Here is a 16,630-nt window from a genome sequence, read left to right as displayed (position 1 = left end):
GTGAAATTCATCGTCTGTAGCTGTGGCGCAGCCGGTGTCAGTGCTTTTCCGTTCACGCAGACGGAAAAGCACTGACACCTGTTTAAATGGAGGGTTGTTTATGGCAAAACTGAATAAAAATCTTAAAACACTTGCCAGGCAGGCAGGGGGAAGTTTTAAAACCGTTTCTGACCGAATGAAAATTGCGGACAGGTTTGCCGAACGTTTATTAAAACTTAATGTTCAAGTCAGAGATATTAAAAATATCAAGACGGGGCATATCGAGTTGTATATGAAGAGCCGCCTTTCCGAAGATATTTCCAGACGCACACTTCAGAACGAAATGGCAGCTATCCGGGCTTTGTTACGTGTTGCGGGGAAAACATTCATGGCAAATCCTTCTCATGAAAAACTGAGCAATCAGGCTCTGGGTATTTCGGAAACGAGCCGGGATGGAACTAAGGTTGCTATTCCCGATGCTTATTTTCGGCAGGTATTGACGAGTGTAGAGCAAAAGGATGATGGCGTTGCATGTGCAATGAGATTATCCAGATTACTCGGGTTAAGAACAGAAGAAACAGTACAGTCTGCTAAATCGTTGCGTACCTGGAAAAAAGCTTTACTCAATGGTGACGAAAAAATACGTGTTGTATTTGGGACAAAAGGAGGACGACCAAGAGATACAACGGTATTAGATCGTGAGTCAACCCTGGCTGCAATCAATGCGTCCCTTAAACACTTGAATGAAAATAATGGAAAGTTGATTGATAAGCCATCATTACATACGGCTATTGAACGTTATCGCAATGTTGTCCGTGAGTCCGGATTAACAGGAAAATATGCGCCTCATAGTTTACGCTATGCCTACTCTGTTGATGTCATAAATTATCATATGAAAAGAGGTTTCACTAAAGAAGAGGCACAGGCTCTGGCATCAATGGATTTGGGACATGGCGATGGCAGGGGGCATTACGTGGCTCGTGTTTATAATAAGGTAGAGGGTAATGAGTAAAAGCATTTTTGTTTCTGGTGAGGATTTGGTTATTGGTCGTGTGTTTTTGGGATGGAAGGAAAGGATTTCACGTATTATCGACAGGGGGCATTACGAGGTGGGCTGTTCACAGGAGGCTCATGCGCATTACGGCGACAAATTTACCCGTACTTATGCCTGTCTGTATTTCATCCGTGGCGCACTGTCTGAAACTTTCAGGAAATCACTGAGAGAAAAAGAAAACGCTCATGAAATGTAAAAATATGATCCTTTTTTCTGGTCAATTTAAACATGACACATTTTCTCAGGATATTCTCAGCAGTAGTGACTTTCCCGTTAAGGGCTTCATCGTCCTGGTTCAATCCACAATGTGGGAAGATCTTTGCGTTGACACTATTGCCTGAGGTGCGGGAATTGTGTACGCTTAATTTGCTAACGTTGTCTCTGACAACTGCCAATGCCTGAGTGATTTGAGACAGGCGCCTTCGGGTAATCACATGCCAATGCCATCATAACCTGAGAGATGGCGCTTTCGGGCGGTTCAAACCTGTTTAACCTTTGCAAACAGGAACCTGATTACAGGTTAAGGTCCTATTCTACTTCACTTCACACTACCAAACACCTGATTTACTCATCCGGCATTTTTGGCCTGATTCTCACCCTGAGGGATACTTTCCCTTTGGGACGATTCCCTTTTTTCATAAGGAATCGTACCCATGCATTACACCAGAATGATCAATCCGCTCGCGTTACTGAGTTGTGACTCACCCGCTTCTGCAAAAATCATTGTGGATTACGTAAAAACTCAGCTTAACCGTCTGGATAACAAACTCATGGTCGACGCAGATCCTCAGGTTCCTGCTGACGGCCTTCCTGATTACCTGACTTTTCTCAGACATGTCGCGCATACAGTTGGTTTTGCAACTGAGCATGCCTTCATAAAACATACCTTTGTCGAAGAAGCAGTGAGCGAGCTTACGCTTCTGGGGACAGATGTTCACAGTTTTCACTGGAGTACAGCTTTTCTTCAGGGCGTTACCAGGTCTCGCGAGGAAAAAGAGCTGGACGAAGCTACAGAGCAATTGCGCGAAATGTTTTATCAGAGCGCCCATTTCTCAGACATCGCCTGACGGCCTTATTAGTCGAAGATTTTCTCACCCTAACGGGACTTCTGTCCCAGTCAGGGACAGGATTCCACAACTCTTTAAGGAATCCTTTATGAACGAGTTAATTCTCACCGAAGATTTTCACATCCGTGCCAGCGAGCGTAATGCTCACAAAGTTGCACTGGCTAAAGCTGAAGGCGAGCTGCTGAGTATCGCAGCGCTTCGCCGCCTTGACCTAAATACCGGGACAGATGAAGACGGCTTTCCGTATTACGTCTGGGATATGGCTTCTGTTGCCCGGGAACTGGCTGAACTGTATGTTCGAAAACTTATACCGGGATCATGGGAGGCATTCTTTAACGACCTCTGCCGCATGGCAGAAGGTATTGATAAAGAAGCCTGGACATATTTCTACAAAAGCGCAGTCAAAGACGAAGAGGCCTTTCTGTCTATGGAACGCAGCGATGCTGATTTTTGACGTGATGCACTGAACCCTATGGGGACTTTCTCCATACGGAAGTGGCTGTGTTTTCTGAATGAAGCCAGCTTATAACTGATGTACCAACCCATGCGGGGACAACCTCCCTGCATCTGCGGTGATGGTTTTCTCCGCATTAACTAAGGAGAAAACCATGAGCAGTATAATACTGTTGTTTATCACCCATACCACGCGCGTCCTCAGCCGCATTTCAGAAGCAATGCGGCAGCAGCAGGCCGAATGGTTCACCAACCGTAGCGGTCACAGCAGTTTCCGCGCCGAGGTCGTTCAGTCTGAAGGGGGTTTTACCGCCATCATTTCACGCAGAACGGGCTACAGTTCGCGTGACTGGCAGTATCAGCAACTGGCCAGCGCCGGTCAGTTTGCCTCCGCACGTAAGGCTTTACGGGCGGGACGGCAGATGGCGCAGCAGATGGCCTGGCTGCGTTACCGTTTCGACTGAATCAGTTCTGACTGATTAACACTTCCCGGAGGGACCTTCCCTCCAGGGGAGGTCTCCTCCTTATTAATTTAAGGAGTCCTGATGATTCGCTTTACCTCAACCGAATTACGCCCTCTTTTATCACAGCAGGGCGGTATGCAAAGGCCACTGCTGCTTGAAAAGAACCTTGGTATATACATCCGGGTTCCGGATGACCGAAACCCCGGCGAATGGCTCAGGGCATGGGCGGAAGGTTGTAATCCCTCGAAAGATGCAAACTGGTCGGAAAATGCAGACCTGTTAATTCCCGAGAAGGAATACGCTTTTCAGACCTTTATGGAGCAGAGCAAATTCGACGCCGTTCTGAACGAATACCACGATCTTTTTATGATGCCATCGGCCGGTCCACTGGGGACTGGTATGACAATTCGTAAGGAGACCCGTCCGCCAGAAAAGGTGTATGTCCTGGTGGAGGAATATCGCAGCAATATTCGCTGGCTCTACGATCAGTCTCTCCGGCATTTACCTGCCTGTGTAGGGAATGCGGAACGTCTGAGCTGGCGCTCACAGGCGCTGTCTGTGCTTGACAGGGTAATCCGTCTCGACTGTAAACGGGCGAAACCGGCTGATCGCGCGATGTTTGAGAGTGCGGTTCGCAGCGTACGCAGCAGCGTCAGCGAGGTGATGTCTGATGGCTCTTTCCGTTACGCGGCAACCCGCCGCTAGGTTGTATTACTGACTATCTCTGACTTTTTTCCACTCCCGGTGGCGCATTCTTCCGCCCCGGGGAGGATGCGCCCTTTTTTACAGGTTGCATCCTTATGAACAAATCCATTCGCGGCCGTAAGGCCGCGCCGGCTCAGAAAGCCGATCTTTACCAGCAGGTCACCGACAAAATCATTGCCGCCCTGGAAAAAGGAGTTCCACCGTGGCGCCGGCCGTGGCGTTCTGCACAGAACGTACATGGCAGCGCGTTACCGGTGAATGCCACAACCGGCCGCCATTACAGCGGAGTGAATATACCCTTGCTGTGGATGTCTGCTGAAGAGCGGGGATTTCCATCCGATCGATGGCTGACATACCAGCAGGCGAAAGCCGTGGGTGGTCAGGTGCGCAAGGGTGAAACCAGCTCGATGGCCATCATCTACAAACCGTTTGAGAAACAGGCGACGGATGGCAACGATAACAAGCTGTTCGATAAAGACGGTAATCCCGTCATGGAGTCGCTTGCGATGCTGAAGCCGCTGCAACTTTTCAATGTCGCCCAGTGTGATGGACTGCCGGATGCTGTTGCCGGCATGCCGCCAACAGAGGCAGAAGAGGAGCGGCATTCCATACTCAGTGAACAACAACAGGGGCAGGTACTGTCAGTACTGAATGCAACCGGTGTGGTTTGCACATCGTACCGACAAAACCGGGCGTATTATCAGCCATCAACCGATCGAATTGTGATGCCTACGACTTCACAGTTTAATTCTGAAGCTGATTACTGGTCCACGCTACTGCATGAACTGGTTCATGCAACCGGCCACAGCCGCCGCCTGAGCCGTGAAGGGATAACATCTTCTTCGCGAAAATTCGGTGATCCGGTTTACGCCTTTGAGGAGCTTATTGCCGAAACCGGCAGTGCTTTTCTTTGTGCAGAGCTGGGTATTTACGGTGATGTTCAACATGAAAGCTATCTGGCCAGTTGGTTGAAGGTACTCCGTGACGATAAAAAAGCCTTTTTCCGCGCCTGCCGGTTTGCCCGGGAAGCGTCGGATTTTTTACTGCAGCCACTGAACCGACAACCGGAACAGAACAAGGCTGCTTAACAATAAACTTGATGGCCCTGGTCATCAGCATCCCCTGAGGGTATCTCCTCAGGGGATGCCCTCTGTCTAAACTAAAGAGGAGTAATAACTATGTTTTCATGGTGCAAAAACCGTCTGGAAATCACTGCGAAATCTGTTTGTATTGACGTGATGCAGTCCTGGATTGCCGGCACTGAAACTCCGCGTTATCGACATGCCATACGGCAGGCCATAAAGCTGTTTCTTGCTGGATGTGCCGGGATACTTAAGCCAACAAAAGCGACAGAGTTTACTGCTTATCCGATGCTTACGACCGCCGGTACGGGGGCTTCTACTTCGGCAAACCAGGCGTTCCAGCATTTCCTGGAATTAATGGAAAAGGATGCGTGGCTCGACAGCGCTACTATTGCACGTATGGAGAAGATCTGGGTTCAGTCCGGCCTGGAAACACTTAAATGGGAGAGTATTCCAGTTTCATCGCGCCAGATAATGTCCCAGTTGATGGCTGTTCACTATGCTGACTGGTTTGGTGTTGCCAGCTTCGGGGAACAGTTCGATCCGCAGGAGCGTTGGGAATGGCTCAGTATAATGCCGGCCGCGAGTTGTCCCTGCGATATGCTGATGATAATGCCGTCACGTCTTGCAACTGAGTTGAACGGTAACAGTGGTTTGTTCCGGGAGCTTAACACAACTGCAGATCTTTACACGCAGCTGTATGGTGTGGAGTTCCCGGCTGGTCATAAAGCCAACTGGAGCCGTGAATCACTGGGCACGATATTACTGACGTTCGATACCCCCTGGTACCCGCCATCTGGAGAGGTTATGGGTGAGATGTCAGAGCTGTTTGACTGTGAGATCCGTCATTACTGGAAATCAGTGGATGAAGGTTTTTCCGGATATAACTGTTTTGACCGCGGTGATCACGTTGACAGTGGCCCCTGGCCGGAAGAAATGCAGCAACTGAGCAACGGTGAAACAACAAGAATGTACCTTGTCTCTACGGAAACCACCGCGGTAACGCCATATGCGGCGCCAGCGGCACAATACGGGAGCATTCGGGCCTGACACTAGACCAGGATAACCCCGGCTAACCGGTTCAACATACTGGCCACAACACTTGTTGTGGCTTTTTTTCACCCTGACGGGAAACACTGTTTCCCTGTCAGGGGCGTGTTTCCCGTTAAAGGAGGCATGCATGAAAAATCTTATAAACCATGAAAAGGCGTTCATTTCGCTTTTCAACCAGACTGCTCGTTATCACCATCGACATCAGGTTTTCGAAGACTTCATCAGTTGCAGCGTTATTGCTCTTCAGAATGCCCTCAGTTTCTGCGAAAAGCGGGAGCAGAAATATCTGCGCATAGTTGCACGTTATGAAAAGAAGGATGTAGTCCGTATGGCAGAATTGCTGGCCCATGTTGTCAATGGGCTGGATGATTCACCGGGGGATTTTCTTGGACAGGTTTTCATGCAGCTTGAACTGGGTGATAAATATCGTGGTCAGTTTTTCACACCATGGGATGTGGGCATCATGATGGCGCGCATGCAGCTCGGCAACGTTGCTGATAATTTTGCGGACAAACCCTTTATTACCCTGGCGGAGCCAGCCTGTGGCAAACGTTACATACAATGTTTTAATTACACACCACACATGCTTCAATGGTGACAATTTAGACCGCTCCATACTCAGAAGTGATTTCTTCCTGAACGGTATTGAGTCGGAGGGGGAAATGAATAGCTAAGCACACTTTGAAGCTTTGGTTGACGATGTGAAGTCTACTGTCTCAAACTCGATGGATGAGTTTGCAAGCGGATATGTTTGAGAAGTAGTGAGTCGCTACTTGTGTTTTTTGGACGAATAATCTGAATAGGAAGTCAAGATGAAGCTTGGATTGGATTTGCAGAACTGTTACGGCATCAATAAACTGGTGAAGGAGTTAGACTTCACCAGAAATGATGGCATTGACGGCGTTTGCTCGTTGTATGCGCCTAATGGAACATTGAAAACCTCCCTAGCCAAGACACTAAAGGACATTGAAGAAGGCAAGCTGTCAAAGGACATTATCTTTCCTGATCGCGAAACAAAACGACTTGTCACTTTGGATGGTCTGCCTGCAGCTACTGATCAGATAATGGTCATTAATTCATACGACGAAAGTTATAGCTCCAAGCAGGTCTCCACACTATTGGTTAACGAGACCCTAAAGCGCGACTATGACGAAGCCTTAAAAGAAGTCGATGATAAAAGAGCCTTACTAATAAAAGATTTGGCAAAGTCCTCCGGAAAGCAGAACAAAGTGATTCCGGAACTGATCTGTGAAGCATTTGATCGACCGGAAAAGGAGTTTCTTGACCTTTTAGCTGAATTGAAGTCTCAGAATACACAAGATTATTCTAGCCTTGCCGAGTTTAAATATGGAGACCTTTTCAATCCAAAGGTCTTGGACCTCGCCGCCACAGACAGTTTCGATCAGGAGCTGAGTGATTATGTGGAAACCTATGAAAAGCTCATTAGCGAATCAGCGGTTCTATCAAGGAATTTCAATCACCAGAAAGCGGGAACTGTTTCAAAAAGTCTCTCTGATACAGGTTTCTTTGATGCATCTCATAGCGTCAATCTTTCAATTAATGGTCAAAAGCAAGAAGTAACGTCAAAAGACCGATTGAATGAAATTTTACAGGAAGAAGAGAATAAGGTTTTTCAGAATCCCGAACTGAAAGAAAAATTTAGCAAGGTCGATAAAAAGCTAACCACAAAAGAGACTCAGGCATTTCGTGATTTTATTTCAGTTCACCAAGCGTTGTTGCCAGAGTATAAGGATGTAAAGAGCTTTAAGAAAAAGCTGATTATAAGCTATCTTCATTCACATCAATCATCCTGGGACGACCTTGTATCAACCTACAAATCGAATCAGGAGAAAGTTAAATACATCGTTGACCAGGCGAAGCAGCAGGAAACGATTTGGAAGGGCGTTGTCGATATATTCAACAAGCGATTTTCTGTTCCATTCAAGCTTAGGGTGGATAATCAAGATGATGTCATTCTTAATAATGCGGCCCCATCTATTGAGTTTGACTTTGATGATGGGCGCGGTGGTCAGCAGAAGGTTAAGCATGAAACCTTACTCGATACTCTAAGCCAAGGCGAGAAGCGTGCACTTTACATCCTGAATGTTCTTTTTGAAATTGAAGCCAAAAAGAATGCTGGCGCACCGGTATTGATTGTGATAGACGATATTGCCGACTCCTTCGACTATAAGAATAAGTACGCAATCGTTGAGTATCTTCGTGATATCGCGCAGGTATCGCATTTCTATCTTTTGATTCTTACGCATAACTTCGATTTCCATAGAATTGTAGGTGGCCGAATAATTGGTAGTAGAAGCCGCGTTGCGCGTCAGCGGCGAATGCTGGCTACCAAGACATCCACAGAAATAAAGCTTAATCCTGAAAAGTATCAGAATGATGTATTCGTCGCTTGGAAAAATGGGTTACGTCAGAATGAGTCATATATGCTTGCCAGTATTCCATTTGTTAGAAATCTTGCTGAATATTGTGGGCATGAAGCTCATTACTTAACACTAACATCATTGCTTCATCTAAAAACAAATAGTCGAAACATCACGGTGCAGGATTTACAAGATATATATCGTGCTGTACTTGTAAATGAACCTGGCTTGATCCTGCCTGATAGTACATCAAATGTGATTAACAAAATCTTTCAAAAGGCAGACGAATTATCAAACGATGCCCGCGAGTCACCAGAGCTTGAATCCAAAGTTATTGTTGCAATGGCCATCCGACTTAAAGCGGAGCAGTTCATGATTACTCAGATTAATGACCAGACATTTGTGGACGGTATCGAATCAAATCAAACCAGAGAATTGTTTGATAAGTATGTTGAAATACTTCCTGGCGAGACGGAGATAATACGCATATTGGATCAGGTTAATCTGATGACCCCAGAGAACATACATTTGAACTCATTTATGTACGAGCCGATCCTTGATATGTCTGCCCATCGTCTTTACAGCTTGTACAATGAGGTGAAGCAGCTCGGAAACTAATGGCAACGTCTCATCCTGAAGTCAGCAATAGTGATAGACGTGCTGGATAACGAGGTGGTGACAAAAATACATAAATGTCACCACATAGAATTGTAACCTATGGACAAATTGGAAATCGCTAGACTTGCCTCATAGGTCACCAGACACTTCGCCTCTCTTAAAATAAGAGGTAGTCTTAGACCTATGTTTAACACCAGTCACCGGGGATACTGTCGGGGATGAACCCCGACAGTGTTTACGCCGATATGGCGAGGGCCTATCGAAACATCATCATGGCGAAACATCATCATGGTGTATTGATGATATTTCTGGGGATCCCTCAGCCCTCCCGGGGGCTTTTTCATTGGATACAGGGATTGAATGGTTGATGAGGCACCACCTTGCTACTGGCCGTTTATAGTAGTCTTATCTGAGATGGCATTTCTCCGCGAACGAATTTAATGGTTAGCGGAGCATCAGTTCTGACCTGCAAAAGTGCTTTTACTTCCTCTTCAATTTCAGGCCAGTACAGGCCTGTTTTCTTATATGCAGGGAAAAAGAAAAACCTGATAACGGCAACGATCCTGTTCATCCAGTTTGCCTTCACGGACTTGTGGATGTATTCAAACTCATCCAGTGTCATAGCGCCAATTTCCTTCCCGTTGGCTTCGACTACCCAGTACACATCTTTCATTCCGTCACCTCATCGTTCAGGCTTTTCAGTTTATCTACATCGTCTATTAAGGTGTTTGCCTGGAGATGACGAAGTGCGAATTCCAGTGAGGGAAACTCCATCGTTTCCTGACGTGACATAAAGCGATCTGTGGCGATGCCATATGTACCTGTTTCAATATTAAAAACGAAGCTGTGGCAGCAGTCCACCGCGGGGTAGTTATAAATCATTAATGATTTTTCTTTTCGCTCATCAGCAATAAGATACGGTAGAACAAACTCCACCATGTGGATTGTTTGCTCCAGTTCTTCTTCAGACTTTGTTGTGAAACCAACCCCGTAAACTGACTGTCCGGTATAAATATTGCCGAAGGCAGTTAGACGCAGACCTGCGATCGTACCGACCCATTTATCACGGTATGCTCGCATGGTAGTTGAGGCATCCTCACTCATACTAAATATTCCATGCCAATTGGGAGCATCTCCCCAGCTCGCTATGACGAGTTCATCTCTCTGATTTTCCAGGTCTGCAAGGTGGTCTTCGGCTATTTCCAGATTTCGTTCTGCACGTCTGACTGAGCGCTCTCGCTTTGCAATAACCTCTGAGGCATCGCTAATTAGCTTTTCAATGGCTTTGATATTTTCACCAGTTGGTAAACTGGACATATCAGTCTCCTGCGGCCGTGGAGAAGGTGACTTGCTCATTGCCCGACCTCCCGACTAACCTTCGTACCGCGTGCGACTTCCGGAATTTGTTTCCACAGGCGCGCGGTCCATTCAGGTTTAAGATGCTCCGGATTGGAGGAACGATAAATTGCGGTCACGTTGCTGCGTTTAGCATCGCCTGTGACTTCTATTGTCAGACGATCATTAGCTGCCCAGTTCCGGCTCATGCGATAATAAGACCCAGGTTGGGCTGACCAACTGGCACCTTCTGAAATTGCCGATGCTGACCAGCCAGCATTTCCCTGACCATTGTTTCTTGCGGCTGAAACATCTTCATCAGAAGGAAAACCATAATGCTGCTTCAGGCGTAGTGCAGCAGTGTCTACGCCGACTGGCAGGCTGAATGCCTGGGCAATCTCATTACGTTCAGCCTGTTTGTCAGAAGGATGCTGCTCACCAGGTGATATCATCGTGCTGACATCTGACAGTTGCCGCTGAAACTGATTGAGCTGGTTCTGGCTACACCCTGCAAGAGCCATAAGTACAAAAGAGATACCTGAGCAAAGAATACGTTTTTTCATAGTGTTCTCCTGAGGACTTCCAGGGCTGTCAGTAAACAGCCCCTTCATTTTGCTGGATCAGAAAGTGAATTGAAGTTGTGCAACCGCCCCGTAGGTACGATCAGTGCCTGCGATACCCGTGATATCCAGGTGAACCACATCAAATGGAGAGAACCCCAGGCCGGCTGTGAAAGTATTGCCTTCTCCGGAAGCCATGTTCTGGCGGTAACCCGCGCGCACCTGCATCCAGTTCCAGGCATTAATCTCGGCACCCAGACTTGCAAACTGGCGCTTATTATCACTGGTGAAACCACTCGCTTCAGTCAGGTCGACATCGAGCGCGGTTGTGATGAAGCTGTTGTGCCATGAGGCGCCGGCAGTAGCCTGAGGTTTAATCTTGAACGTTCCCTTTTCACCATTGACTTCTTTGGTATCGATTGAGCGGGGGATGATATTTTGTACGGCCAGACCGAGAGTCCAGTTATCGTTCAGGTTTGTGGACAGACCGACATCGGCGTTAAAACCGGTTTTGGTATTGCGGTACTCACTGGAGTCAATGTCGTTTTTGTCAAAATTACTCACGGTAACGTTGTAGTTAAACAGGTCAATGCGCTGGTATTTTGGTGTGATACCAAAGGACCAGGCATGTCCTGCAGTTTCGAACTCATGCGCCATGGCCACGCCGACATCGGTGATCACAGCTGCACGGCCATAGGCTCTTGACGTAAGTGAGTCAGTATCCACTGCAGAAGGGGGGATTGTGCCATCGGCGACCTTGTCGAGGTATTCCAGGTCGTGATCGCTGACCTTACCATCGACAGAGACAGTACCCCATGATTTCACAACAACGGCGAACGGTAGTGTCTGGTTCGGCACAGTTGCAATAACTGAAGCCCCGACCTGGCCGTTCGCATGTGTGTTTTTCAAATCCTGAAGCTTACTCTTGAGTGCCGCGGCGCTTTCGCTGACACCGGACTGATTAGCGACGGCGCTGTCGAAACGATCCCAGAGGTCCTTAACATCATCCGCTTTATCCACGGTTTTATCCGGGTCAGAGACCTGGGCGCCCACCGATGGCAGCACCAGGCTGAAATCATCGGTTGGTCCGGACATAGTTAACAGAGCAGGGTTAGACAGAGCAGCTGTACCGTAGTGCGCGGATGCCACGCCGGTGCCACCCATAGCATCACCGCGTGCCTCCATCCAGTTCGTCGCAGCATTAACCGACGGCGCTGCGGAAACCAGAAGAGCAAGGGAAACGCAGCGTGTAATCATTGAAATTGAAGCTTTCATCATTTATATCCTTTGTTGTTTATGGTGTTTAAGGCAAAAAAATCCCCTGGCGCTGGCGCACCAATAAAACAATGTGTCTGACTGGTTATTTCACTTAATATTGAGGGCTGTTATTTGGCTAACAAATTTACTCCATTCTGGTGTTATAAATTCCTCAGGGAAAAGAAAAGGTTCTCTTTCCTCTTCGGTCCATATATTTTGAGAAAACTTACCTGACTCTGTTCGTTGAAGTTTCTGAATTTCCCACAGTGCAGCGGCCGGAAGTATCTTTCCTTCTCTCAGCGCATCCAGTAAATAACCGGATGCATAAAATGTGTCGAAACTGTTGAGAATATGCGCCCTGAAGAGAATGTTGCTCATGCTCAGGAATGAATTAAGTTGTGTTTTATAAGCACCTGAAGATGGACAATGCCCGATACATTCAACTACACGAATTGTTGTGTTATTAACGGTTTTATAGCGCCGAATAAAAATGAAAACATGTCCGGATTCGTCTTTGATATCTCCTGAGGTGTATTGATTCTCTCTGACCAGGAATATGTCAGGACGGGTCAGGTTGTCGTCAGATGTATATTCCTGAATTCTTTTTTTAATTATCATGGCAACCTGAATCCATTCGCTGAAAGCGGTCAGGTTCACTGGCCGGGGATCACTTCCTTCCAGCCATCTGGTACTTACACAGAACCAGTCAGATAGCTGTTTCAGCAAAGGTGCAGTTAAGTAATCCATCGTTCTTTCACGGCTTTCCAGAACGCTCAGACCGATATTCCAGTCCGAGAGCAGGCGAGCCACGTCCAGTACCGACAGGCGGTGCTCATCCATCAGCAGCCAGAACCGTTCGTGGATATGTGTGATCACAGCCTGTCGGGGGATAAGCGTCTCGCGCATGATACCCTCGACGAGAATATTGACCAGTTCAGCTGATGAAATACCCAGGCGTCCTGATACCAGTGTGACGAAATCCCTGACAGCTGGTTTAAAACGTATTGCAATAGGGCTGCCAGACGTTTTCTTTCCGTCCGAAAGCTGGGCTACCAGCTGCTGCATATTTTCATCCCGTTCAGTGATGATACTGGCAAGGATGGAGGTGACGTTCAGACGGTTCATATAATTTCCCGGTGTTGGCTAATACATTAATTCGACTTAAGTTATTAATTATTGTATCCACTGTGGATACGTTACCGCGCACCAGAGTGGATGTATAACGATGAAAATCGATCGTTCAGATCGACTACATTGATGTAGCCAGTGTGACAACAGGTGAAAAATCAAAACAGGGGAAATTATTTTTCCGGATTGAAAGTTTTTCGTATGACAAGAACGGGCCATAACGTTCTGGACGGTACACGCCAGCGCCACTGTGCAAGAAGAATTTCCAGTTGCATAACTGCACGCGCAGCGGGTGTGAAGGGGACATGTATGACATGGCTTCGGTAATGTCCGGCCTGAATCTGAAGATGCCTTCTGATACGTTTAATTCGATAAGAGGTGAGGAGATGGGAGGCAATCACGATGGTGTTTTCTCTACCACTGAGAGCGTCCTCTATACTGGTTAGCACTCCATTCCAGAACCAGACCACACGTTCGGATGAAATACTGACGGTTGGCTGGTTTGGCGACAGATGCACGAATATCCTTGAGCTGCGCTTATGGTAGCTCAGGATGCAGGGCTGGTTGATGAGTCTGCGCTGCATCCAGTTCACCACTCTCAGAGAAAAAGGGGATATCAAAACAAGCCCCCAGAGATACACCATCCCATCCCGATACCCCGTAATTAGAGCGATAAGCCCGTAACTCACAAGACCCCAGCAGAGGATAATTCCAGAGACTACTAATCTTTGCATTTCTGTCGCTTCCCTCAGATTTCTGATGGCGCTTAAGGAAGCATGCTGATGAATTCTCTTCATCTGAAAACTGTGAACCGGCCTTTAAGGATTAATGCAAGTTCGTTTTGTTTAATCAGGAACTAAGGCTTTTGACTTGCAAAATACAACCGTCTCCATAGCGTAGCGTCAATTCAGAATCTGGTTATGGGGTGGTTATGCGAGGACTGAAATGGTTAACAGGCCTTGGGCTGGCAGTCGGAACGGAACATTCAGTAAGGCCATCCGTGCAGCCGGCGCAAGCGGGAGGGTTCCGGAACGTACTGTCCGGTCAGTTGTTACTGGGAACTGCTGAGCGACAGAAGTTCGTCCGGATGTTGCGGGAAAATTGCCCACTGTCACAGTCTGCCTTTGACGAATTCTGGCTAAAACCCTTAGAGCAAATGGCCGCTCGCGTTCAGGAAGTACCGGCAGCCTGGGCGGGGCCGTTCGCCACTCCAGGGGGCTTTACTGACCTCAGTTTATCCGTGGCCGCAAGTGCCGTGAGGCTGGTACGCGGTATGATGTTACCTCCGGGAGCGACGCCTGAGGAGCAGGCAGAGCAGGGGCCTGCCTGGATATGCGCAGTGTTCTGGGCTGGGCTTTTTCATCATCTTGACTGGTTGTCGCAGATTGAAGGGAGCCTGGCGAACGGAAAAGCCTGGTGTCCGGGGATGGAAATACCCGGTGCAAACTGGCGGGTGCGTCCCCGGCAGGGGAGAACGGCTTCAATGAACGGAATGTACATTGCCAGTAAACTCATCCCGGATGCTGCGGCTATCTGGCTTCAACGCTGGCCGGCGATTTCAGGTGCGCTATTTTTGTACCTCAGCGGACAAAAAGCTCAGTCTGGAATTCTCAACAGCATCATCAGCGATGCGCTTGCCAGCGTTGCCAATAAATCAGGAACCGTTTCTGGTACAGCAAGCCCCTCTGAAAGCGATAAGGTGATCACCACAGGGGAGGAAGGGGAGGAAGAATCCAGAACAAACAATATCCCAAATTTAATAGACGACGATATGCATCAAACGTCCAGTCACAAAAATATAACACCGGTTCCAGAGCCAATTAACAATGTATCAATAGGTTACGATACTAACCAGACAGGTGATTATGCTGCCAGGGATGTTACCGGTCAGGTTACGTTGCTTTCGGCATTTGATAATCATGATACTCAGTCATCCGATGAACGAACAGGTGATGAAACTGTCCCGGATGAGTCGGTATCAACCGCAGCACTTCTTAGCGTGCTTGACCAGATGTCGGGCTCAGGTGCTCCTGTTGTTGAAGCGAAGGTTGAAACTACTTCTTCTGAAGAGCCTCCGCTGGTCGGGATGGAATCTGGCACTCCAGGAGAAAAGTTTCTGGACTGGCTGAAATCCTCAATCCTTGACGGTACGGTTAGTGTCAATGAGGGCGAGAGTTTTGCACATATTCTGGCTCAGTTTGTATTCATTGTTTCACCTGAGTGTTTTTTTAAATATTTGTCGCTGAATACAAATGAGTCACTGGATAAATCGGAGTTGCAAAAAAGCTTTGAAGCTCTGAACGTTCATTATTCACGAAATGGTAAAGGTCTCTGGCATTACCATAAATACGACACGCCGGACAAAAGCGGTCGTTACACCAAAATGTCAGGATACATGCTGAGCGCTGACATTATTTACAGAAAAGGAACTTGTCCACCGGACAGTTTATGGCTTGCACGAAGAAATTAATACTATTGCTTAAGTCAGAATAACAATATACGAGGTGAATATGAACAATGCATTTGAACAAGTGCTGGATGATTATTTTTTCAGTAAATCTTTGCGCCCGGCTACGGAGTGGAGCTACAGGAAGGTAGTCAGATCATTCATTTCCTTTAGCGGTGAAGGTATTTCACCTGAGCAGGTTGATAAAACGCTGGTTTTAACGTGGCGCCGAAAAATTATCCATGAGGAAGGACTGAGCAGAACGACATGGAATAATAAAGTGACTCATATGCGCGCTATATTTAATCACGCCATCGTTAATGGGCTTGTAACGATGAGGGAAAATCCTTTCAACGGGGTAATTACCCGGCCCGATGTCAAACGCAAAAAAACACTGACTGATGTACAGATGAATAAAATTTATCTGCACATGCAGGCGAGGGAAGAGGATGAACGGGTTGGTATGATGGAGTTAAGAAAAAGCGCCTTACGGCCAGCATGGTTCTGGTTAACGGTACTGGATGCATTGCGGAGAACAGGAATGCGCCAGAACCAGCTGCTGCACATTCGCCTGGAGGATGTAAATTTTGAGCACCGATGGATTAATCTCCGGCCTGAGGGTTCCAAGAACCATAAGGAACACCGGGTTCCGATTACTGAAAACCTACGACCCAGACTTGAAAGGCTCTATAACCTTTCCCTTGAGCGTGGCGCGAAGATGCAGGACCAGTTGTTTAATCTTTCTCGCTTTGATGGCCGGAAGAATGAAATCAGTAGCAACATGGATTATCCGCCGTTGCGTGCGTTTTTCAGACGACTTTCACGAGAATGCGGTTTTACAGTCAGTCCGCACAGGTTCCGACACACCATCGCGACTAACCTGATGCGTTTGCCGGATCGTAACCTGAAGATGGCACAGGACCTGCTGGGTCATTCAACACCGGCGGTCACGCTGGAATATGTTGAAAGTGACCTGGATAAGGTCCGGGACATGCTGGAGGAGCTGGATGCGGCATAAGACTAATCTTAAGTTAAATCTAAGTTGATG

16 protein-coding genes and 1 pseudogene are annotated in these 16,630 nt (G+C 47.5%); 12 read left to right on the top strand and 5 right to left on the bottom strand.

Translation table 11 applies throughout. The annotated features are described in order from the left end of the window. Positions 1-100 precede the first annotated feature (100 nt). The 10 genes and pseudogenes from HV346_RS18770 to HV346_RS18725 all read left to right on the top strand — a co-directional run bounded on the left by HV346_RS18770 (position 101) and on the right by HV346_RS18725 (position 8,856). Positions 101-991 carry an integrase domain-containing protein gene (locus HV346_RS18770; RefSeq protein WP_181620747.1) on the top strand — a complete coding sequence of 297 codons (891 nt, stop codon included), beginning with the start codon at positions 101-103 and terminating at the stop codon, positions 989-991. Continuing rightward, complete coding sequence (locus HV346_RS18765) at positions 984-1,229, top strand: hypothetical protein (RefSeq protein ID WP_181620746.1); 246 nt, start codon at positions 984-986, stop codon at positions 1,227-1,229. The genes HV346_RS18770 and HV346_RS18765 overlap by 8 nt, the downstream gene beginning before the upstream one ends. 457 nt (positions 1,230-1,686) lie before the next feature. Beyond that, positions 1,687-2,100 carry a hypothetical protein gene (locus tag HV346_RS18760; RefSeq protein WP_181620745.1) on the top strand — a complete coding sequence of 138 codons (414 nt, stop codon included), beginning with the start codon at positions 1,687-1,689 and terminating at the stop codon, positions 2,098-2,100. 88 nt (positions 2,101-2,188) lie between these two features. Next, positions 2,189-2,554, top strand: a complete 366-nt coding sequence (locus tag HV346_RS18755) for a hypothetical protein (protein WP_001003975.1) — start codon at positions 2,189-2,191, stop codon at positions 2,552-2,554. Positions 2,555-2,708: 154 nt separating this feature from the next. Continuing rightward, complete coding sequence (locus tag HV346_RS18750; protein ID WP_032676630.1) at positions 2,709-3,017, top strand: hypothetical protein; 309 nt, start codon at positions 2,709-2,711, stop codon at positions 3,015-3,017. An 81-nt stretch (positions 3,018-3,098) separates the two neighbouring features. Next, positions 3,099-3,722 carry a hypothetical protein gene (locus tag HV346_RS18745; RefSeq protein ID WP_181620744.1) on the top strand — a complete coding sequence of 208 codons (624 nt, stop codon included), beginning with the start codon at positions 3,099-3,101 and terminating at the stop codon, positions 3,720-3,722. 95 nt (positions 3,723-3,817) lie between these two features. After that, positions 3,818-4,810 (top strand): zincin-like metallopeptidase domain-containing protein, encoded by a 993-nt coding sequence (locus HV346_RS18740; protein WP_181620743.1) that lies wholly within the window; start codon positions 3,818-3,820, stop codon positions 4,808-4,810. Between the two features lie 90 nt (positions 4,811-4,900). Next, on the top strand, positions 4,901-5,854 hold the full coding sequence (locus HV346_RS18735; RefSeq protein ID WP_181620742.1) for a DUF1281 domain-containing protein: 954 nt from the start codon (positions 4,901-4,903) through the stop codon (positions 5,852-5,854). Between the two features lie 130 nt (positions 5,855-5,984). After that, positions 5,985-6,404, top strand: a pseudogene (locus HV346_RS18730) (SAM-dependent DNA methyltransferase); the annotation flags it as partial. 265 nt (positions 6,405-6,669) lie between these two features. Further along, a complete protein-coding gene (locus tag HV346_RS18725; protein WP_181620741.1) occupies positions 6,670-8,856 on the top strand; it encodes a hypothetical protein in 2,187 nt (728 codons plus the stop codon). A 394-nt stretch (positions 8,857-9,250) separates the two neighbouring features. On the opposite strand, the gene HV346_RS18720 is transcribed toward HV346_RS18725, so the two are convergent. From HV346_RS18720 to HV346_RS18700, 5 genes are all read right to left on the bottom strand, one after another. Next, the gene (locus HV346_RS18720; RefSeq protein ID WP_181620740.1) at positions 9,251-9,529 is read right to left on the bottom strand and encodes a hypothetical protein; all 279 of its coding nucleotides are present in this window, start codon (positions 9,527-9,529) and stop codon (positions 9,251-9,253) included. Further along, positions 9,526-10,173: a hypothetical protein gene (locus HV346_RS18715; RefSeq protein ID WP_181620739.1), complete on the bottom strand. Its 648-nt coding sequence runs from the start codon at positions 10,171-10,173 to the stop codon at positions 9,526-9,528. Before HV346_RS18715 ends, HV346_RS18720 begins: the two co-directional genes overlap by 4 nt. 35 nt (positions 10,174-10,208) lie before the next feature. After that, positions 10,209-10,754: a hypothetical protein gene (locus tag HV346_RS18710; protein WP_181620738.1), complete on the bottom strand. Its 546-nt coding sequence runs from the start codon at positions 10,752-10,754 to the stop codon at positions 10,209-10,211. Between the two features lie 57 nt (positions 10,755-10,811). Then, the gene (locus HV346_RS18705; protein WP_249415154.1) at positions 10,812-12,008 is read right to left on the bottom strand and encodes a conjugal transfer protein TraF; all 1,197 of its coding nucleotides are present in this window, start codon (positions 12,006-12,008) and stop codon (positions 10,812-10,814) included. 108 nt (positions 12,009-12,116) lie between these two features. After that, positions 12,117-13,133 carry a hypothetical protein gene (locus HV346_RS18700; RefSeq protein ID WP_181620736.1) on the bottom strand — a complete coding sequence of 339 codons (1,017 nt, stop codon included), beginning with the start codon at positions 13,131-13,133 and terminating at the stop codon, positions 12,117-12,119. A gap of 1,003 nt (positions 13,134-14,136) precedes the next feature. On the opposite strand from HV346_RS18700, the gene HV346_RS18695 reads away from it, so the two are divergent. Both HV346_RS18695 and HV346_RS18690 read left to right on the top strand, forming a co-directional pair. Then, positions 14,137-15,606 (top strand): TraI domain-containing protein, encoded by a 1,470-nt coding sequence (locus HV346_RS18695; RefSeq protein ID WP_249415153.1) that lies wholly within the window; start codon positions 14,137-14,139, stop codon positions 15,604-15,606. Between the two features lie 40 nt (positions 15,607-15,646). Continuing rightward, positions 15,647-16,600, top strand: coding sequence for a site-specific integrase (locus HV346_RS18690; RefSeq protein ID WP_181620734.1), 954 nt, complete (start codon positions 15,647-15,649; stop codon positions 16,598-16,600). The last annotated feature ends 30 nt before the right edge of the window (positions 16,601-16,630 follow it).

Origin of the sequence: Enterobacter sp. RHBSTW-00994 (assembly GCF_013782625.1) — a bacterium.
GTDB lineage: Bacteria > Pseudomonadota > Gammaproteobacteria > Enterobacterales > Enterobacteriaceae > Enterobacter.
This window is presented reverse-complemented; position numbering and strand designations above follow the sequence as displayed.